The following is a 20790-nucleotide window of genomic DNA, read 5'->3' as shown; positions in this document are numbered from 1 at the left end:
CAGCCCATGCGCACTTTGGCACGCAATCCCCAGGAGGTGCAGCCGAACCGGCCGGTAACAGAGCGTGAACTTCGACACGTTGAGTTGCGGTAGTTGGCTGGCCTGCTCGACTCGACTGGGGCCAGGACGAGTTGAACGGCCGCCTACTGAGGTTGAACGCGTGGTGTCGTAGGGGATGACGGCTGGCCGGTGGCTGCGGTATCACCGAAGGTATGCGGTATCCACAAGGGGGCGGGCTGACCGCCGAACGGCAGCAGTTCCGCGAAGAGTTACGGCTCAAGACGGCCGAGCGGTTCGCCCAGGGCGAGGGCAGTACCGCGATCGCCAGAGATCTTCGGGTCAGTGTCCGTTCGGTCCAGCGATGGCGTCACGCGTGGGCCGAAGGCGGCCCGCGATCCCTGCGGTCGCAGGGGCCGGCGTCTCTGCCAAGGCTGAGCGATCGGCAGTTTGCTCAGCTTGAGGCGGAGCTGGCCAAGGGGCCGGCCGCGCATGGCTGGGAGGACCAGCGCTGGACACTGAGCCGGGTCAAGACGGTGATCGGCCGGCGCTTCCATCTGACGTACACGATCCAGGGTGTGCGGAAGCTGTTGGTGCGTAACGGCTGGTCCTGCCAGGTCCCGGCCCGTCGTGCCATGGAGCGGGACGATGATGCGGTCGCGGGGTGGGTCAAGGAGGTGTGGCCCCGCGCGGAAGGTTAGCGGCGGCCCGTGGAGCCTGGCTGGTCTTCGAGGACGAAGCCGGCTTCTCCATGACACCGCCGCACGCAAAGACATGGGCGCCACGCGGCCGGACCCCGGTGGTCCGGGTCCGCGGCCGTTCCCGCAGACGCATATCCATAGCCGCGCTGACCTGCTACAAACCCGGCCACCGATCGAGGCTGATCTACCGGCCCCGCCGCGACGACGGCAACCGTGACGGGCGCAAGAGCTTCTCCTGGCGCGACTACCGGGACCTGCTGATCGCCGCCCACCAACAACTCGACGGCCCCATCGTCCTCATCTGGGACAACCTCAACGTCCACAAAGCCGCAGGGCTCCGGGAGTTCGCCGAAACCCGCGACTGGCTGACCATCCACTACCTGCCGCCCTACGCACCCGACCTCAACCCCGTCGAAGGCATCTGGTCCCTCCTGCGACGTGGCTGGCTCTCGAACGTCGCTTTCAGCACCCCGGAACACCTCGTCCAGACCGTCCGGCGCGGCCTACGGCACATCCAGTACCGCAGCCACCTCATAGACGGCTGCCTCACCGAGACCGGCCTGACCATCCGACCCGCCTGATCAGCAGCACGACATCCCGAGTTCAACCTCAGTAACCGCCCCGTCCCCTGACTCGCAGGGCCGGTGGGCCAGGCGGTCACACGCCTCGGTCAATGGCCGTATGGTCTGCGGGGTTTGACCACGCCCCCGCCCCGTGGGGAGGAACTGGCCTGCCGAGCTCTGGCTCCCGATCGGAAGACGGCAGTGTTCTGAGGTGGCAGAGTCGCCCGCCTCCCCCGCGTCCAGCCGGGGCTCCCCGCCAAGGGCGCCTTCGGCGTCACTCACGCGATGGTGGCTTCGCCCCCGTGCTGTCAGTGCCGCCTCCTACAGTGCTTCCATGTCTGACAACGAACGGCCGCCGAACCGCAGGCTGGTGGAGGCCGTGTATCCCGCCGGCACCCACCTCGACTACTCCCGCGTCTCCTCCAACGGGATGCGCGGCAACGTACGCGACGACCGGGACAACTCGCTCATCGGCCAGGCCGAACTCTTCGACGCCCCCGACCGGTACGCCGACGGCTACCACGACGGCTACGACCACCGATCCCACGACGACGAGTTCCTCCGTAACCTCGCGGACCTGCTCGCCCGCGAGGTGGTCCAGTGGTTGGGGGACCTCGCTTATGACGCGGCGGCCCGCGGCTTCGCCACCGCCCGCCCTCGCGTCAACGCCTGGGTGCGCCAACGCGTGGACAAGCTGCGCAGCCGCTCACCGAGGGTCGCTGCAGCCACCCTCCCCAAGCCCGCCCAGGAATCCGGTCCCGAGCACGCACCGCCGCGACCGGCCGCCGCGACCGCGGGCCACCACCGGGTGGACCCCGTGCTGCGCGCCGACCAGGGTGATGCCTGCGCGAACGCCGCCCTGGAGCGGATCAGCGCTCGGGCGGTCGAGGTCCACGGGATGGCCGCGCGCTACGCCGCTGACCTGCCTGCGGCCGATGCCGCCGACGAGGCCATGCGCCAGGCCGTGACTGCGGCTGCGCCAGGACTAGCCGCCGCCGCTCTCCAACTCATCGCCTCTGACGAGGCGCTGGGCCTGACCCCTGAGCAGCAGATGTACATGTGGGAGCGTGCCGCCGAACTCGACCTCGCCGTGGTCGAAGACCTCACTGGCACTCACACCATGCCGGCAGAGGACGTCGCGCTGCAGAGCCTTGGTGCGCGAGGGGCTAGAGGCTCGGCCAGCGAACCAACTCAGCCCTGATCGTTCTCAAGGCTCGCGGATCTCGGTGGCCGTCTGCCGGGATCGGCTGCCACGATGTGGCTGGCGAAGTCGCCCGCAACGGTGCGGCAGCCCGAGAAGCAAGGGAGTCGTCCATGTTGCTGCGGCCCGGGGTCACCTGCGAGAAGGCGATCAGGTTCCTGGACGACCTGGTCAAGGGCGGCCTCAACGACGTCCGCAACTCCGTCCCGAACTTCGCCCAGCCGATGCTGGCGGGCGTGGAACCCTCGAAGCTGGCCGGGCCCGACCTGGTGGTGACGCTGCGGCAGTACACCGAGTGGACCGCGACGACCGCCCGGCAACTGGCGGATGTCTTCGCCGACCCGGCGGTGCCAGCGCGGCTGCGCGGCGAGCACTACAGCCACATCGTGCACAGCCCCCTGACGCCCTACCGAACCGCGCTGCTGCTGCACTGGGAGTTGGACGAGCTGGCGACGTACTTCATGGAACTGCAGAACCAAATGCGGCAGATCGTGGAGGAGTACCGCAGCTACCGGCAGCGTGTGCTGGTCGTGGACGCAAACACCCTGCTGCACTGTCAGCGCTTCGACAAGATCCCGTGGTCTCGGGTGTGCGGGAAGGGCCCGGCGACGCTGGTGATCCCGCACGTGGTGGTGGAAGAGATCGACACCAAGTCCTACTCCGAGGGCAGCGAGAAGATCAGGAAACGGGCGCGCGGGGTCTACGAGCTGCTGGGCGACGTCCTCAAGGGGCTGTCCACCGAAGGTCGCTTCGAATTGCACGACGGCACCGAGGTCCAGGTCCTACGCGACGAGCTTGGGCACCGACGCCTGCCGAACAACGACGACGAAGCCGTGGCCCGCGCGGCCCACCTGCAGCAGGCCATCGCACCGCGTCAGATCACCGTCATCACGCGCGACAACGGGATGCGCGGCAAGGCCATGACCTGGTGCCTGCCCTGGGGCTTCCCACCGGACAAGTACCTGATCCCCGAGGACGGCTTCGGTGCGAAGCACCGAGAGGCGAACCTCGCGAGTATCAGCGTCGACGTCCCCGAGGACGGTGACGACACCTAGGAGCTGTCCGCCCGGCAGCCGTACGACGAGCGCCTCGGACGGTTCGCTGGCCCGGTCTAGCCGATCGCCTAGGTATCGGTCGCATCGTAGGCCCAGGCTTGCCCTGTTTGCCGGTACTGGTCCACGGAGATCGGCTCGACTCCGGGCTGCATCCGGTCGGTGTACAGCTTCCCCTCAAGGTGGTCGATCTCGTGCTGGACCAGGCGGGCCAGTCCTCTTTCGTAGGCCGTGGTCACCGTGCTCCCGTCGAGGGCCGTCGTCTCGACGGTGATCCGCAGAGGCCGAGGCACCAGGCCGCGTACGTCGAAGAAGCTCAGACAGCCTTCGTACTGCTCGTCGCTCTTTGCAGCGATGTCGGTGACGCGGGGATTGAGCAGGACGATAGGACGAGATCCACGCTCGGAGGGCTGGACGACGGCGGCGGCGCGGCCGATGCCGACTTGCGGGGCAGCGATGCCCATCCCTTTGGCGAAGGTATGTGCGTGGACAATGCGTTTCATGTAGACGAAGAGGCTCTCGACGACTTGTTCGGCGGCGTCCCGCTCGGCAGGAAGGTCAAATGGCCGGGCCGGCTCGCTCAGGATAGGGGCGCCTAGCTGAACGACACCGAGGTTGCGCATCCGCTCGCTGGGCCGCACCTCGTCCACCTGACCTCCCCTTGATTCACGTCCTGTTCAAGCTAGGGCTGGGGCCCGGCAGCGCCCTCAAGACGATAGCGGGCATGGCGGATCGGCTCGCTGGTCGGCCCGGTCCAGGCGCAGAGCACCTCAACCGTTCCATCAGCTGTCCTCCTGCCCTGCGTCCAGACGCACCCCGTGGAAGGCGCCCGCGATGATGCTGTCCAGGCCCTTGCCATCGCCGACGACCTCAGCCACTACCTTCCCCAACTCCCCGGGGGCGGCAAGCAGGGTGTCGAGGATCCGGTCACGGACCTTCTCGGACTTCAGGAAGTTCTCCAGGCTGTTCTCCAGCGCCCGCGACCTCAGCACCTCATCCGACTTCGCCGCCTGGATAACAAGCGCCATCAGTCCGGCGACGGCAGACTCCGACAGGTCGTCGAACAAGGTGTTGAGGGTGTCGATGACCTCCAGAAGCGGGACCATCTCAGGGTCCTTCACCTTGGCCGTGCCCAGCGCGCTCGGCCCGGTCAGCTTGTCGCCCTTCTCCGTGACCGAGGCGTTCGTGACGCCCTTGTCCTTCTGCTCGATGGCGACCAGCCGTGCGCTTGAGATGTCGATTTCGTCGTGCGTCCGCTCGGCCTTAATCCACTGAGCGAGTTCACGGCAGAACGCGCACAGGTCCTCCAGCGGGGAGCCAGAGTAGTCGTACACCTGAGACAGGAAGTCGTACAGCCGCACGAACGAGGAGACATTCTTCCGGAACTGCTCCAGCCGCTCCACGGCCTGAGTGTCCTCGTCGTGCTCGGCCTGGTCCCATGCCTGGGCGAACCGGTCCTGCGCCCGACTCATCGCTGCAGTGATGGCATTGCGGTCACCGTCCTGGGCGCCCTGGACGAACTGGGCCACGTCCTGCGTGTCGAAGATACCGAAGGTTCGCAGCCCCACCGCCAGCACGTGCAGCTGGTTCGGGTTCGTCTCGGTCTCGATCTCGGCTTCTTCGTAATACTTCGCGAACTCCGCCTTGATGTCCTTGGGCTCGTTGACGAAGTCCAGGATGAACACCCGGTCCTTGACCAGGTTGCCTGATCGGAAGGTGCGGTTCAGACGCGAGAGGGTCTGCACCGCCTGGATGTTGTCCAGGCGCTTGTCGACGTACATCGCACACAGCAGAGGCTGATCGAACCCGGTCTGGAACTTGTCCGCGGCTATCATGACGCGGTAGTTCGGCTCGGCGAACGCCTCAGCCAGGTCCGGGCCAGCTCCGGGGTTCATCTTGGCTTCGGAGACCTCGTCGTGGATGCCGGACTCCGGGTCGTCCAGTCTGCCGGAGAACGCGACCAAGGTGCCCAGGTCGTACCCCTTGGACTTGATGTACTTGTCGATCGCCAGCTTGTACCGCAGCGCGTGCTTGCGTTCCGAGGTCACGATCATGGCCTTGGCGTGGCCGCCGAGCATGCCAGCCACGTTGGCGCGGAAGTGCTCGACGATGATCTCAACCTTCTGGGCGATGTTCGTCGGGTGCAGGCGTACGAACCTCTTAAGGGCCTTTGCTGCCTCGGCCTTCTCGACCAGGTTGTCTTCGTCGGCAGCGGAGACGTTGACGCCGTTCTTCTTGATCGCCTCAGCGATCTGATAAACCGTCCCGTAGTTCTGGTAACGCGGCAGGACGTCCAGGATGAACCCCTCCTGGATGGCCTGCTTCATCGAGTACACGTCGAACGCGGACGGCTTCGCGTCGGGCGTCTCGCGGCGCCCGAACAGTTCGATCGTCTTGGGCTTCGGGGTGGCGGTGAACGCGAAGAACGACACGTTCGGGGTCGGAGCGTCGGCAAACGCATTGATCGTGTCCTCGGCGTCGACCTCCGTGCCTTCGTCGACTTCCTGACCGCCGGCGCGCAGTACCTGGCGCACTTTCTTGGCTGTGGCGCCGGCCTGCGAGGAGTGCGCCTCGTCCGCGATGACCGCGAACCGGTGTCCTGCCAGTGAGTCGTCCTGTGACAGGAGCTTGAGCACGGCCGGGAAGGTCTGGATGGTCACCACCACGATGCGGCGACGGTCCTGCAGGGCCTTGAGCAACGCACGTGACTTGGAGCCCTGGTCGGTGCGGGCCCTCTTGTCGACGTTGTAGACGTAATCCGGTTTGCCCTCGATCTGCAGAACTGCACGCTGCATCTGGTCGTCCAGCACCGTGCGGTCGGTGATCACTATCACCGTGTCGAAGACCTTGCGACCACTGTCGTCGTGCAGGTTCGACAGGCGGTGTGCGGTCCATCCGATCGTGTTCGTCTTGCCCGATCCTGCTGAGTGCTGGATCAGGAACCGTCCCCCCACGCTCTCAGCCTTGACCTGCTCGACCATCCTCAATACGGCCTGCCACTGGTGGAAGCGCGGGAATATGACATTGGTCGAGGTCTTGCGCTCACGCGTGATCGCGTTCGTGGTGGTCTTGACGTCCACGAACAGCATGGACCCGAAGATGTCCAGCCACGTATTGCGGGCCATGACCTGCTCCCACAGGTACGCGGTGGCCGGCCCGTGCTCGTTCACCGGGTTGCCCGCGCCGCCGTTGTTGCCCTTGTTGAACGGCAGGAAGTAGGTGTTCTCACCGTCAAGATGGGTGGTCATGCGGACCTCGGACTCGGTGACCACGAAGTGCACCAGCGCCCCGGTACCGAACGCCAGCAGGGGCTCTCCCTTGGGGTTGCGGTCCTGGGCGTACTGCTTGACCGCGGCGTCGATGGACTGCTTGAAGTTCGTCTTCAGCTCGAATGTGGCCACCGGGATACCGTTGATGAACGCGACCAGATCAATGCTGTCATGAGGCTTTTGTCGCGAGTAATGCACCTGCCGCATGATCCGCAGGCGCACCTTGTCGTAGGCGGCCATGCGGGTGGCGTTCGTCGGGTCCGCCGGGCGCCACTGGACCATCTTCAGCTCGTCGCGCAGCCCCACGGGGACGTCCGAGCGCAGTAACTGCAGGGTCCCCCCAGGGCCACCGCCCCTGTTGTCCAGCGGGGTGGAGCGCAGCTGCACGATCAGGTCCAGTAGAGCGTGCTTCGCCGAGTCTGCCCGCGGGCCGGAACCGATGCTGCGCTGCCACGCCTGCGGATCCAGGCCCTTGAACCAATCGAACACGTCCTCCGGGAACAGGGCACGTTCAGCGTCGTACCCCTCCCCGTTCGGGGAGTACTCCCACCCCTGGGCGGCCAGGTATTCGCAGATGCGCTGCTCGAACTCCGACTCGTAGGTCAGGTCCACCACGGCTCAGTCCTCCTTGGGGATGTCGATCTGGCCGGTCACGGCCGCAGTAATGAGCGCGATACGGCGCTCCTTGGCGAGCTCGATGTGCCGCTGCGTCTTCGCGATCAGGATGTCGATCTCCGCTGTTTCACGGTCCAGGTGATTGAGGATGCGACGCTGCTCAGCGGGCTCAGGAACGTTCATCGGAAGGTTCAAGATGTCGTCCCTGCTGATGTTCAGCATCGAGGAGCTCGCACCAGACGCGGCCATCTCGATCAAATCCCTGATTCGGCGGCTGGCCAGCAGGTGGGCGACATAGCGGGGCAACGCCTTGGACTCGTCGAGGGCGAGAGCGTAGAGCTTGTCGCTCAGCATGAGCCGCGGGTAGTCCCCGGACACCACTGCTGCGCTACCGACAAGGTCCCGAGTGTTAGCTCGGGAGACCAAGAGATCGCCGCGCCGCACCACGGTCGACGGACGCGGCTCCAGGTCGTTGGGGAGTTCCTTGTTTTCTTCCGGTCGGAAGAGCCCACGGTTGGCTGCCCCGGCTTTCAGGACTGCCCAGGTCTGGACTCCGTCAGCAGGCCAAGGAAAGCACTGTGGACTCCACCCCTGTCGAACGGACCGCACCAGGTGCTTCAGCCGTGTACCGGACGCCGCCGGCACGACCTCCACAAGCTCATGCTCCACGACAGCTTGACGTCGTTCCTGCAGCTGTCCAATGAACCGCTCCAGCGCGGCAATGAGCCTGTCGATCTCTGCAGTCTCCCGATCCAGATGGTCAGCGATGGCGCGTTGCTCAGGACCGGAGGGAAGCGGGAGGGCAATGGCGGCCAGCTTCTCGGCCGTCAGGTGCGGCATAGAGACGATGTTGCAGTACCTCCGGACGAACCCGGTGGCGCGCAGGGCGATCAGGTAGTACGCCAGGAATCGCCCATCATTCCCGGGCTTCGACCGGATGCGGTTGATCGAGTTCTGGAACCCCCAGCCGTCGAGGTCTTCACCGACGTATGCGGCACGTCCGAAGCCCCCCTGCCCGCCCTCGACCACGACCACGTCACCCCGCCGGAGGGTGAGGTCGTCCAGTTCAGAGGGCGAGAACCACATTTCCTTCACGTCGTCCAAAGCGAGGACGCCGTCAGGCTGGACGTTGGCCGCCCTCATGTACCGAGCAAGGACGTCCTGGCCGGTGTCTTTTGACTGGAGCATCTTGCCGAGAGTGACGCTGCCCAGATGCTTGACCTTGCCGATCGTCCACGGCGGCTGGGCTTCTCCCCAGGGAAGAGGGGTCCTCACTTGCTTGCCTCCACCTTGTGCAGCAGGCCGAGGATCTCCTGCAGGGACTCGTCGAGGTCGGCGTCGATCTCAGCAAGGGTGCGCGGGGGCACGTACTTGTAGAAGTGGAGGGTGAAGGGGATCTCGTAGCCCACCTTGGTCTTGGTGTAGTCGATCCAGGCGTCCTCGATGTGCGGCTTGACCTCCGCGTTGAAGTACTCCTTGATGGTGGCGTCCTTGGCGTCGTGGCTCTTGGGGTGCCCATTCCAGCCGAAGGGGACGAGCTCCGTATCGCGCAGAGGGCTGTCGGGCTCCGGCTCCCCCTTGTTCTTGCCGGACTGGAAGCGGCAGATATCGGCGTTCTCGTCGCGCTCGCCGAGGGTCTGCCACAGGGCCTTGCGCTCCGCGGAGGTCAGGCTGATGCCGCGGGAACCGAGGTGCTTGCCCAGGTCGTTGAGGAAGTCCTCACGGTTGAGGTACTGGCCCCCATTGAAGGAGTTCAGGCCGTCGATGAGGCCGTCGATGTTGCCGAGGATCTTGTGCTCAGCGACAAGGGCGACACGTTCGGGTGTGGTCTCGAAGTTCCGCCGCAGGGGCCGCTCGACCGTGATCTGCCAGAAGGCGAAGTCGAGATTGTCGAAGATCTTGGAGGTGTCCGAGGACTCCATGTCCGCGTACTGCTGTAGCACGCACTCGCGGGCGGCGTCGTTGATCTTGACGCGCTTCGATCCCAGGGACTTGTCCATCTTGGCGCCCAGGGCAGTGGCGTCGATGAGCTGCACTTTGCCTTGACGCTCGGGGCGTTTGTTGTTGTCGAAGATCCACAGGTACGTGGGAATGCCGGTGTTGTAGAACATGTCGTTCGGCAGCGCGACGATGGCTTCGATCAAGTCGTTCTCCAGCAGCCACCCCCGGATGTTGCTGGAGCCGCTCCCGGCGCCGCCGGAGAACAGCGGGGAGCCGTTCAGGACGATGCCCGCGCGGGCGCCGCCGTCCTGGCTGTCAGCGGGGTTCATCTTGGCGATTGCGTGTTGTACGAACAGCAGGGCGCCGTCGGAGGTCGGGGGCAGGCCAGCCCCGAAGCGACCGCTGAAGCCTCTCTTGTGCTCCTTCTCAACATCCTCGGCGATGTTCTTCCAGTCCACGCCGTAGGGCGGGTTGGAGAGGATGTAGTTGAACCTGTCGTCCGGGAACAAGTCCTTGGTCAGGGTATTGCCCAGCGCGATGTTCTGGGGGTTCTGGCCCTTGGCGAGCATGTCAGAGCGGCACATGGCGTAGGACTCGGGGCGCAGCTCCTGCCCGTACAGGAGGAGCTCTGCCTCCTGGTTCATGCGGTGCAGGTGCTCCTCTGCCACGCTGAGCATGCCACCGGTGCCAACGGTGGGGTCGTAAATGCTGCGGATGGCGTCCCCGGACAGCGCGTTGTCGTCCTCGGCGAACAGCAAGTCGACAAGCAGGTTGATCGCGTCGCGCGGAGTGTAATGGTCACCGGACTCAGCGTTGGACGACTCAAAGTCCATATAGATGAGGTGCTCGAACAGCTCGCCCATCTTGGAGTTCGGCACGGCCTCGGGTGAGAGGTCGAGATCGCGGAACTGGCGGACGATCGTGGCGAGGATGCCGCCCTTCCTCATCCGCTCGATGTGCTGGGGCAGGTGGAAGTTCGCGAAGACGTCGATGTCGTTGCTGAACCCGCGCACGTACTCCAGCAGGTTGTCGGCCATGTCGTCGCCGGAGTCGTACACCGAGGCCAGGGTGTGCTTCGTCGTGTTGTAGAACTTCACACCGCCGGTGAAGGACTTGATCATCTTCACGCGCAGCGTCTCGTTCGGCTGCTGCGCGATGATCGCGGCAACCTGGGCCCGATGGGGTGCCATGACGCACTCCAGGCGGCGAAGGATCGTCATGGGCAGGATGACGTCACCCGCCTTGTTGCGGGCATAGACACCACGCAGGGTGTCCGCGACGGCCCAGACGTCCTTCTTCAGGTCGACCACTTGAGTTGTCCTTCCTAGCACGGATGCAGGGCGCACCCGCTGAGAGGCTGACCAATGACGGCACTGGTCCACACACGGAAAATGTAGATGGTGCCACTGACAGGACCGACGCCATTCCAGAAGCAGCGCCCGTTTTGAGGCAAAAGTTCAATTCGTGCCACCCGTTACCCGCCCGACAACCGAGTGGGCAGCGCCTCTCTGCCTTGAGAGCGGCATGACAACCAGGGGTGGCGAGCCGTGGGAGTGCCGAGCCGGCCGGCGGTGCCTCTGGCGCCGTGCCCCGTTTGCCGATCCTCCTGCCGTAGTCGGCGGCCGGCCCAGTCACAGGACTGCCCACCCGAACTGGCCGGGCTGGGGCTCGGTGGGTAGCGGGGGCATGGGCGATGCTCCGTGGTTGACCTCGGGGATCAGACCGTAGACGAGGACGCACGAGGCGTCGGTACAGCCGGGCCGTGGACGTCGGTGGGCATGCCCCGCAGAGGCGGAGTGATCCGGTCGGTCGTGCTATTGGAGAGCGGCCGTAGGCTTCCCCTATGAGTTCAGTGCGCGCCCGGGTGTGGCGCTTCACGGTCGAGAAGGGAAGCGCCGGCGCGGAAGCCGTCCAGGCCGTCGAGATCGGGCAGGGCCCCCTGCCTGTGTCCTTGGCAGCCTTGGTCAACATCAACGCCCTCGCCTGCGACCTGCGCAAGACGGTTGACCAGCGTGTGCGTGACCACGAGATCAGCCTCCTCCTCAGCTACATCACCAGCAGCCCGGGCGCCGGTGCGCTCGGGGTCGACTGTTCCGCGCTCGACTCCAGCTCCGGCCACATCCGACGCTTCGTCAGCGAGTGCACCGGGCTCGGGGTGATGACCGCCGCCAGTGAGGCACTCTTCGACTGGAAGCCCGGGACCAACGGCCTCAGCAGCTTCGACGTCCTGCCCGGAAAACTCGTCGGAACCTACGCGAAAAAGGGCGTACGGCCCGACCTTCTATACGACTTGGCCGCCGGTCCGCTCGCCGGAGAGGCACGGGGCCGACGCCGCGACCACAAGCAGATGCTCCCGCCCGGCCAAGGGACCCAGCCGCAAATGGCACGCTTGGCGAAACTCGCGCAGTGGTCCGTCGACCACAACGAGCATGTTTACTTCATGAGTTGGGTCTGGCTCGGCACGGGCGGCGTCTATGTCGACATCTTCCTGCCCGACGACTCCCCTGCCACGGCCGGACTCAAGACCGGGTGGATCGATGTACCAGGCAGCGCCCAACCCTGGCGGTTCCGAGTCTCCCGGCCGGATCCCCGTCGGCGCACGGACCTGGAGCCGGACCCCCTCGCGGCCCCAGACTCTGCGCCCGAGTCCGGCAGCGAGGGCTCGGCTCATGCAACCGGGGCCTCCGCCGGAACGGCGGTCAGCCGAGCCGCGGCAGCGGTCGAAACAGCGATGAACCAGTCCTTCGCACGCGAGGACGCACTCGGCACGTTCTCCGGCGTAGAGGTCCGCGGCCGGTGGATCCGCGGCGACGCGGTCGGACCGGCACGCCAAGAAGTACTGCTCGGCGTCCTGGGCGAGCGAGTGCCGGTGGACCACCGGGCCCAACGTCGCCGACTGGTCTCGCAGACAGACCGGCTCGATGTATTCCTCGAAGGCCGCCTCCTGACCCTCGTGAACCCGGTCACCAGCCCGCGGCCGAGCTGGGACCGGATCCGATCAGAGCTGCTGAAGTAGACGGATCACAGGTTGGCTGCGGCTCTGGTCCACGTCACACACCCCCTTTAGTCGCCTTGCGGCAAATGCCGTGCTTTCCGGGGACGTTGTCGGCGATGATGGTGTGGTGCGAGTGACCCGACTGCTGATCACGGACTTCCGGGGCTGGAAGTCCCTCGACCTGCGCCCCCGCGATCACGCGGTCGTGGCCGGCGTGCCCCGCGCTGGCCGCAGCGATGTGATCGAGGCACTGGCCCGGGTACTAGACCCGGAAGCGGCGCACGGCTCCTCCCTGTCGGATCTCCACCAGACTGCGCCGGTGGAAGAAGAGGGAGAGGACCAGAGTTCCCAGTCCGAAGCCGGCTCGGAGGCGGCACCGCCTGAGCCGGCGGAGCCACTCCAGGCGTCGACGGCGGAGGTGGAGGTCACCCTGTCTGATCTCGACCCGGAGATCGAGCAACTGGTCGATGGCTACCTCCAGCCGCTCGATGAGACGGGGATGGCCTCCGAGGACGACGAGGCGGACCCGTCCGCTCCCCAGTGTGTGCGTCTCACCTATCGGCTCAGCTACGACCACGAGACCGAGGCGCTGGAGTCCGTCGTCTACTACCCGGCGCGCAGCAATCCGGAGACCAACCAATTTCTACGGGTGCCGGCTGCCGTGCGCCGGGCCCTTCCGGTCATCACCCTCAACGCAGGAGTCCCCCTGCAGCTTCGAACGGGCGGGAGCCTGCGACGGTACATCGAGGAGCGCGACCCCAAGGCGGCCGTCGCCGCATTCGAAGTCCTGCGCGACGCTGTCGGCGAGGCCGTAGCCGCTCTATCCAAAGACCCGGCCATCACTGAGGCCGTGGACGCCGTGCTCGCCGTGGGCGGCACCGGGAAACGCCTCGGGGACAACCCGATCACCGCCGGGGACATTGGTTTTCTCGCCGAGGACGGATCCGTCAGCGCACTTCTGCGTACGCTGCGGGCCGCTCTGCGGCTGGACACCGCCGGCCCGCTAGCCTTGACGAACCACGGCAGCACCGTGACCGCCGTCCTCTCCATGGCCGAGGCCATGCTGCTCGCGAACGTCCCCGGCGCGGTCGTACTCGCCGATGACTTCGGAGACCAGCTCGACGCCGCCACCGCCGAGCATCTGGCCTCGCTGATCCGCAACCGGTCCGGACAAGCCTGGCTGTCGACCCGCCGTCCCGAAGTGGCGCGCGCCTTCGAACCCGGAGACGTGGTCCGCCTCGTCCGCCACGGTGGCCAACGGACCTACCACCAGCTTCCGCAGGTCAGCGACCGCAAGCAGCTCGTCGCGCACCGCCAGCTCCACACACAGCTGCTGCCCGCGCTCACCGCGCCCGTCGTCGCAGTCACCGAGGGGCCGCACGACGTCGCGGTCCTCGGCATGGCCAACCGGCGCTACCCTCCCCACAGGCTGCCCCTGTCCGCCTACGGTGTCCGGCTCGTCGCGGCCGGAACGGGTTCCGACGGCGGCATCGACCAGGTCCCTCAGATCGCCGATCTCGCCAAACAGCTCGGCTTCCGCGTGATCGGCGTCGTGGACGCCGACAAGCCCTCGCAGCAGTCGGCGGATCAGCTCGACAAGGTCAAGAAGTCGTGCGACGTCGTCATCCAGCTCCCGGAAAAGACCGCGATCGAACGCGCGATCACCGCCGGAGTCCGGCTAGCCCACCTCGCCGCGGCCAGCTCGGTCCTAACCGTCTTCGGCCAACCGGATCCCCTGGCCACCGAAGCCACCGAGCAGACCGTCACGAACCTCTGCTTGACACTCCACAAGAAGGGCCTGCACGAACCCTTCCTCGACGCCCTCTACCGCGAGCTTCAGCCCGACCCGGCAGACCCGGAAGAGCAAGGGGAGGAGCCGGAAGAGAACGTTCCCGTGGTGCACCCGCCACTCTTGGCGGCCATTCTGGAGGCCATCGCCACAACAGCCAGCTCCAGCTACAGCGGCCCCACGATGATCGTCCTTGAAGGTGTCGGCCGCCCTGACGAGGACGCCGCGTGACGTACGAGGCCAACGGGGAGCAGCAGGACGTCATCGAGAGCACCGCGCCAGTTCTCGTCGTACTCGGGGGTGCCGGTACAGGCAAGACCACCACCGCCGTCGCAGCCGCGCGCCGCCACCTTGAAGACGCTGACGAACGACTGACGCTCCGACGCCGAGCGGCCCACCAGGCTGGCCGAAGGACGAGACTGCCCGCCCCGGAGCGGGTCCTCTTCCTTTCCTTCTCCCGCACCGCGGTGGCTCAGATCATCGACCGCTCGTCCAACGTGATCGGACAGCTGGCCCCCCGCCTCGAAGTGGCCACCTTCCACGGCTTCGCCTGGCGCATCATCAACAGCTTCGGCCCGCACCACGGATACCCCCCACCCCTCGCCGTCCTGAGCGAAGCACAGCGCCTCGTCGGTCGAGCCGGACCCGGTCTCACCTACAACCAATTGATCCCGACGGCCATGGCGCTGCTCGGCCTGGACAAGGTGCCCAACCACTACAACGCCCGGTACGGCCTCGTCATCTGCGACGAGTTCCAGGACACCGATGACCAGGAATGGCAGTTCCTTCAGCAGATCGCCCCGACCGCGCGCCGCGTCCTACTGGGCGATACCAACCAGTGCATCTACGCAGGCTTCAAACACATCAACGCCGACACGCGGATCGCCACAGCGCTGGGACTGCCCGGCGCCGACAAGATCATGCTGCCGCCGCTCAGCTACCGCGACCCGAGCGGAACCCTGCCGGCCGCCGCCGAAGCCGCCATGCGACGCGAATTCACCCACGACGCCATCCGCACCGCCGCCACGGCGGGACGCATCTCGGTCACCGACTACGCCGACGGCCACGGCCATGCCGAGGTCATCGACCTCGCGCGCCGCGCCCGGAAGGCCGGCCACACCGTCAGCATCTTCACCCACACCAACGTGGCGACCTCCAGCCTCTCTGACGCCCTCCTCGCCGACGGCCTCGTACACGAGCAAGTCGGCCTCACCGAGGCGCACGGTGAGGCACTCGCTGCGCAACTCGCCCTGGTGAAGTACGCACTGCACCTCCCCGACTCTGAGGTTCTCCGCGGGCTTGCCGTCTACGTCCAGGCCACGGAGCGCAAGGGCAACAGGGTGGTTCCGCTCGCCCAGCAGATGCTCAGCCCGGCGACAAACGCGCCCCTGAGCAACGCGCTGAATCGGCTGGCACGGGACCTGCGAGCCTCGGTCGACAAGGGCGGTCAGCCCGACATCGTGCGACTCGCCGAGGTGATCACGAATGCCTACAGCACGGTCGGAGCCGCCCGTGGCCAGGAGACCTGGCTTCAGGCGGCCCGCCAGACGCGCATCGCCCTTCATCACGCCGACCAAGGCTCCTTCGACGCTGCCGCGGTCGAGCAGGAGCTCCTCCGTGTACGCGACGAAGCCCTGGTGGGGGCAGGGACGGCGCGACGAGCCCCGATACAGGTCATGAACCTCCACCAGACCAAGGGACGGGAAGCCGACGTCACGATCTTGCTCCTCGGAAGCAACGAGTTCCACGGCTCCGAAGGAGAGCCCTACCCAACCGGCTCCAAACTGCTGTACGTCGTGATGACCCGAGCTAGGAAGAAGGCACATCTCGTCGTTCCCAACCTGGTGCACGGTCTCTGGGCACCTCTCGTCGCGGCCCTGCGGTAGAGCCCTCAACGCCGCCGGGCACCCAGGACTTGGCCGAGTGGTTCACCGGACCACCACCCCCAGCAGTTAATGATCTAGTGCCTCGACAGGTCAGGGATCGGTTCGGTCACGTCCCACTCGATCAAGCTGGCACCCCGGTTTTGGTAGTGAGCCTGCTTCACACGCTTACGCTGGTCGTAGGCCTCTCTGCCATGGATCCCGTAGACCTCGACGTAGGAGTTAGGGCGAGTGTCAGTGAGGACGAAGTCGGGGAAGACGGCGTCGTTTCCGTCGTAGCGCACGGGTTTGACGTAGGCACGTCCGGCGTCGGTGAGGGCGTTGGCCATGACGACTTCGTGACTGGAGTCGGCGGGTATGTACAGCTTGCTGACCAGCATGGCGGCCATGTCGAGCACCCGGACGTTGCCCTTTGCGCTGAGTTCGACCAGGAACAGGCCGATCCGGCGGGCTCCGTGTTCGTCCGCGGCTGCGGAGAAGGCCGGCCGGTACGAGCGGCGGAGCCGTTCGTCGAGGGCTGCGGTGGCGAACAGGGCGCCGCGGTGGTGAGCCAGCGCGTATTGAACGCCGTACCGGGTCGGTCTGACATCTCTGATCTCGCCGAGGATGAGTCCCCGCCGCTGTGTGTCTCCGCGTCGTTTCAGGCGGGCGATGCGGAACGTCTCGAAGGCAGCGGTGTTGCGGCGGGCGTACTCCTTCCGGAAGGGAGGCACGACGTACAGAGCCTCTGTCAACTCCTCGTGGTTGATGGAACATCCGGCGATCTGCTCGCTCAGCCGGGCGTGGCAGACCCACCAGGTGCGTCGTCGCCAGCGCGGATGCCAAGCGGTGAGCTGGGCTTCCTCCCACAACCAGTGGAGAAGACCGAGCAGGCCGACGGTACGGCGGGCGCGGCCATCGCGTTGTTCGGTGGAGGCTTTGGGCGGCTCCGGGGCGCTGAGCTTGCGGGCGAGCGAGGCGGAGAAGCGGATCGCGACGCCGTCGTCTCCCTCGTGGATGGCTTCTGTGCTGTAGGCGTCGCGGCCGGTCAGCTCCGAGGCGAGTTTGTGGAAACTGCAGCTGGGATCGTGGAGTTCGCCTTCGCCGGGCCATCCGGCCAGGTGGTAGCGGCCGGCCCGGCTGCACCGGATGACCAAGCGGAGTGCTGGTGTCTGGCAGAGGCATTGGCCGTGGCCTACTTCGGCTCTGGCCCGGGAGAAGAGGGTGGCATAGTCGGTGGCGTGCTCGCGCAGCACGAACAGTGGGAGCGACTTGTCCGCGAGCCGTACGCGGTCGGCCCGGTCACCGCGGGTGGCGCCGTCACCCTGGGGGCTGTCCGCGTCGCCTGGTCCGGGGCGGCTGGGCTGGTCTGGTGGCGGGACGTCATTCGAGGCGGTCATGTCCGCACTCCTCCGTGGCCGGGACCGGTCATCGGCCGGTGGTGCTGGAGTTCCTCCTCTGCCTCGGCGTGCCGACGCCGTCGGCCGACCTGCAGCATCAGTTTCACCGCCGCATGGTGAGGGTCCGGGGTCTCGTCGGCATCGAGTTGCTCGGCCAGAGCACGCCGTACCGCTGCCTCTTCCGCGCGCTGGAGTGCAGTGAGCCGAGAGCGTCGCTGGATTTCCAGTGTGATGCGCTGTACCTCTCCGATGAGTTCCTGGACTCGGTGCATCGCCTCTGCGGCGTCGGGGGGAACAGGTGCGCCTTCGGGGAGTTGCTCGGCCAGCTCCCGGAGTCCGTAGGAGGCGGTCAGTGCCCGGTCCATGGCCTGACCACGTCGGCTGCTCAGCTCGGGCGGGGTGAGCAAGGCCAGGGAGTCCGCGCGCGCCAGTCGGGCCAGCGTGGCCAGCACGTCCCCCTGGTTCAGGCCCTCCAGACCTGTGGCCACGTCTGGCTCCAGACGGCTCGGGTTGAGTTCGGCCGGTGCGATCCGGTCTGCCCAGGCCAGCAGGTCGGCGCGCAGCTGTGTCACGGCCTGCGGGTCCAACCCGTAACCGGCGAATGCCGCGTCCGGGAGGTCGGCGACCTGGGCCAGCCGGACGTACAGGTCTTCGCGCACTTGTGGCTCAGGGAGCTGTCGGAGTCCCGCGATTCCGCTTGCGTAGTCGTCCAGATAGGAGTCGACGTCTCGCTGCCCCAGGTGTCGGTGAAGCACTGCCAGGTCCACGAAGTCCTTGGCAGCCAGGCGGTGTTCAGGAGCCTCCAGCTTGCCGTAGAGGAGGTCGCCGATGGCGGCGACCGGCATGCCTGCGGCCGAGCGGGAGTCGAAGTAGCGCGGCATGCGGGCCATTTGCACGGTGACTGCGCCGTACTCGGCGTGCGTGACTAGCAGGTCGCTGTTCTGGTCGCATTGCGCGAGCGGGTGGAAGGCCCAGGTCCGGACCTCTTCCACCCGGTACCCGTGGGCGGCCAGCGCGCCGGCGACGGCCGCCCTAACCACCGGGGTGTCCTGGACCTGGTCGGTGAACACGTCGATGTCGTGGGCGGGTCGGGCCCCGGCGCCGCCGAGGGCATGGAGTGCGAGCGAGCCGGACAGGTGGTAGCCGTTCGGGCCGCATGCGGACAGCACGATACGGGCCACCGCGAGCATTCCATCGGTGTTCATGGTCCGGTCAGCTCCGGGAACCGCTGCTCCCACACTTGTGCGACGGCTTGTGGTGCGAGCCGTTGGGGCCACAGACGGAGCAGAACGTCGCGGTTGATCAGTGCTGCCTGCTCGGTCGCGGTTCCTCGTACCAGGAGTCCGCGATACAGCGCGGCACACAGTGCTGGGTCCGCCACGTCCACGAGCGCGGGCACGTCTCCGTCGACCAGATGACGGGGAACGTCGACGACACCCGATCCGGGACCTGCGAGGGCGTCGAGATCCGCTACCACCTCGAACCCCTGGAACAGGAGAAGGTCACCTACGCCTGGCGCGGTGAGCGCGCGAGCGATGTCCTCGGGTATCAGTCCCTGGCGGGCGGCTTCGTCGATCACTCCCTGCTCGGCGCCCCGCAGGCGCGCCACTCGCGCGAAATCGGGCCGGGGGGTGCTGGCCATGTGGTCCGTTCTCCTTTGGTGATGCGTCAAGTACACGCATTGATTGACTAGTTGCGGCGAAGCCGCCCGTCATCCGCGCCGTTCACCTCTAACGTCACCGAACGGCGGCTTCCCCTTGTGGAGAAGTCGGCCGACTGTCGCGCCAACCCCGCCGCAAAATACCCCCTGGGGGTATCGAAAAGTGTGAGAGTGTGGCTTCGACCGCCTGCGATGCACGTCCCAGAACGGAGGACTTGATGACTGACTGCTCCATACCCGTGCCGACCGGTGCGGGTAGCGCGTCCTCGGCAACAAGATCGAGCCGCGCACCACACCGGGCCCTCGCTGCGGGAATGGCTGCACTTGTCCTCGGCACGCTGGCCGGCTGCAGCAGCGATTCGGGCGGCAAGGCCGATCCGACCGCCGGGGCGACACACAAGGCCGCGGCACCGGTCCGGCTCCCGGTCCCTGACGGTTTCGCCACGGAGACCGGCTGGAGTACGTCGGCGAGCCCCGAGGCCACCGATGCCGAGCCGGGATCCAGCGGCTTCCCTCTGGTCGCTGTCGCTCCCACGAGCGGTCTGGTGATTCAGGCAGCCGCCGACGGCTCGCGCGTGCGTGCCTTCGCTCTCGCCAGCGGCAAGACCGTGTGGACCTTCACCCCTAAGGCCCTCACGGGCGTCCGTGCCGGTGTCTTCGTTCAGGAGGGCAAGGCCGGGGAGAAGGTGGTGCTGGCCCGCCAGGGCAAGACCAGCGGAAGCGGCCTGAGTACGTCGCGCCGCACGACCACGATCGATGTCATCGCGGCGGACTCGGCCAAAAAGGCGACCGCCGCCCATCACCTCGACCTGGCGGCGCCTGACGACACCGCCGCCTCCTTCACGGCCACCGACTCCGGCATCCTGGTCGGCCCGGTGACCGACGGCGTCCACGAGAAGGCCGTCGCGATCGACGCGGCCACGGGCGCCGAGCGCAGCGTGCAAAAAAGGTCGGTGACGGTTTCCGGCTGCGGCTCGGGATCCTGCTCCGTACAGGCCTCTCCGGCCTTCGCCACCTCCCAGGGAGTCGTCTCCGCCTTCCAGCAGCAGGACGGCTGCGACCAGTGGGCCGAGGGCGGCACCCCGTGCACGTACGGATTCCAGGTCGGTGACGCCTGGAACAGCACCAGCGTGGCGCCCAGCGGCATGCACGTCGGCATCCCGCTCGCGGTCACCGGGCCGTACTTGGTGGCCGCCTGGCACACCAGCGACACCCAGACCGACCCGCCCACGCTCTCCGCCCCGAAGAGGACCATCCTGGCGGTGCACGATCTCTCGACCGGAAAGATCAAGGCGCAGGTGAGCTGTACGTCCGCCGACGCGATCACCCTTCAGCCCGGGTCCGCGCAGTCCTCCATCCACCGTTCGCCGAACGGTGACTTCCTCGTCTCCGGGCAGGTGGGGTTCGACCTTTCCACCGGCCGCGGGCACTGCTTCACCAGCACTGCCAGCACCAAGGGCATCGATCTGACCGCCGTGGCCGACGACGGCACGGCGTACGGGATCGTGCACGTCGTCGACGACACGGAAGCCACTTCCCTGTACGGGCGGCTGCCGATCGCCCAGGACGGGACGGACACGCCCGAGCACGACTCGGCTCGTGTCAGCCTGCGCAGCGGGACGGCCACGGCGTTGCCCGCAGCGTCCGAGGTCCCGGTCTATGTGGCGTCGGGCGGGCACGGCGTCTTCCGCACCCGCGACGTGGTCGCGGTCTATCCCGGTTCCTGACCTCCCACCGCGCTGAGC

The 20790-nt window shown here is 66.8% G+C and carries 14 protein-coding genes; 7 read left to right on the top strand and 7 right to left on the bottom strand.

The window, feature by feature from the left end; all coding sequences use genetic code 11:
* The first annotated feature begins 212 nt into the window (after positions 1-212).
* From OHB41_RS52715 to OHB41_RS38260, 3 genes are all read left to right on the top strand, one after another.
* A protein-coding gene (locus tag OHB41_RS52715) for an IS630 family transposase (RefSeq protein WP_526025008.1) occupies positions 213-1279 on the top strand; the annotation gives its coding sequence in 2 pieces (ribosomal slippage) (positions 213-659 and positions 662-1279; 1065 coding nt in all).
* A 316-nt stretch (positions 1280-1595) separates the two neighbouring features.
* Positions 1596-2462: a hypothetical protein gene (locus OHB41_RS38265; RefSeq protein ID WP_266703922.1), complete on the top strand. Its 867-nt coding sequence runs from the start codon at positions 1596-1598 to the stop codon at positions 2460-2462.
* Between the two features lie 113 nt (positions 2463-2575).
* On the top strand, positions 2576-3517 hold the full coding sequence (locus OHB41_RS38260; protein WP_266703920.1) for a PIN domain-containing protein: 942 nt from the start codon (positions 2576-2578) through the stop codon (positions 3515-3517).
* A 68-nt stretch (positions 3518-3585) separates the two neighbouring features.
* Here OHB41_RS38260 and OHB41_RS38255 read toward each other — a convergent pair whose 3' ends face one another.
* The 4 genes from OHB41_RS38255 to OHB41_RS38240 form a co-directional block, all read right to left on the bottom strand.
* Complete coding sequence (locus OHB41_RS38255) at positions 3586-4164, bottom strand: peptide deformylase (protein ID WP_266703918.1); 579 nt, start codon at positions 4162-4164, stop codon at positions 3586-3588.
* Positions 4165-4296: 132 nt separating this feature from the next.
* Positions 4297-7398, bottom strand: coding sequence for a type I restriction endonuclease subunit R (locus tag OHB41_RS38250; RefSeq protein WP_266703916.1), 3102 nt, complete (start codon positions 7396-7398; stop codon positions 4297-4299).
* Positions 7399-7401: 3 nt separating this feature from the next.
* Entirely contained in the window at positions 7402-8673 is a 1272-nt protein-coding gene (locus OHB41_RS38245) for a restriction endonuclease subunit S (RefSeq protein ID WP_266703914.1), read from the bottom strand.
* Complete coding sequence (locus OHB41_RS38240) at positions 8670-10649, bottom strand: type I restriction-modification system subunit M (protein ID WP_266703912.1); 1980 nt, start codon at positions 10647-10649, stop codon at positions 8670-8672. Before OHB41_RS38240 ends, OHB41_RS38245 begins: the two co-directional genes overlap by 4 nt.
* A gap of 533 nt (positions 10650-11182) precedes the next feature.
* Here OHB41_RS38240 and OHB41_RS38235 point away from each other — a divergent pair.
* The 3 genes from OHB41_RS38235 (at position 11183) to OHB41_RS38225 (ending at position 16009) form a co-directional block, all read left to right on the top strand.
* Positions 11183-12355, top strand: coding sequence for a hypothetical protein (locus OHB41_RS38235; RefSeq protein WP_266703909.1), 1173 nt, complete (start codon positions 11183-11185; stop codon positions 12353-12355).
* 112 nt (positions 12356-12467) lie between these two features.
* The gene (locus tag OHB41_RS38230) at positions 12468-14354 is read left to right on the top strand and encodes a Rossmann-fold NAD(P)-binding domain-containing protein (protein ID WP_266703907.1); all 1887 of its coding nucleotides are present in this window, start codon (positions 12468-12470) and stop codon (positions 14352-14354) included.
* Positions 14351-16009 (top strand): UvrD-helicase domain-containing protein, encoded by a 1659-nt coding sequence (locus tag OHB41_RS38225; protein ID WP_266703905.1) that lies wholly within the window; start codon positions 14351-14353, stop codon positions 16007-16009. The genes OHB41_RS38230 and OHB41_RS38225 overlap by 4 nt, the downstream gene beginning before the upstream one ends.
* Positions 16010-16083: 74 nt before the next feature.
* Here OHB41_RS38225 and OHB41_RS38220 read toward each other — a convergent pair whose 3' ends face one another.
* From OHB41_RS38220 to OHB41_RS38210, 3 genes are read right to left on the bottom strand one after another with little or no spacing between them, the layout of a single operon-like run.
* Entirely contained in the window at positions 16084-17385 is a 1302-nt protein-coding gene (locus tag OHB41_RS38220; protein ID WP_266703903.1) for a DUF1173 family protein, read from the bottom strand.
* Positions 17382-18590 (bottom strand): nucleotidyl transferase AbiEii/AbiGii toxin family protein, encoded by a 1209-nt coding sequence (locus tag OHB41_RS38215; protein ID WP_266703901.1) that lies wholly within the window; start codon positions 18588-18590, stop codon positions 17382-17384. Before OHB41_RS38215 ends, OHB41_RS38220 begins: the two co-directional genes overlap by 4 nt.
* Complete coding sequence (locus tag OHB41_RS38210) at positions 18587-19027, bottom strand: hypothetical protein (protein WP_266703899.1); 441 nt, start codon at positions 19025-19027, stop codon at positions 18587-18589. The genes OHB41_RS38215 and OHB41_RS38210 overlap by 4 nt, the downstream gene beginning before the upstream one ends.
* Before the next feature lie 332 nt (positions 19028-19359).
* Between OHB41_RS38210 and OHB41_RS38205 the strand changes: the two genes are divergently transcribed.
* Complete coding sequence (locus OHB41_RS38205) at positions 19360-20772, top strand: PQQ-binding-like beta-propeller repeat protein (RefSeq protein ID WP_266703897.1); 1413 nt, start codon at positions 19360-19362, stop codon at positions 20770-20772.
* The last annotated feature ends 18 nt before the right edge of the window (positions 20773-20790 follow it).

Origin of the sequence: Streptomyces sp. NBC_01571, assembly GCF_026339875.1 — a bacterium.
In the GTDB taxonomy this organism is placed as follows: domain Bacteria; phylum Actinomycetota; class Actinomycetes; order Streptomycetales; family Streptomycetaceae; genus Streptomyces.
The sequence above is the reverse complement of the archived record's forward strand: the minus strand, read 5'-3'. Positions and strand labels throughout refer to the sequence as shown.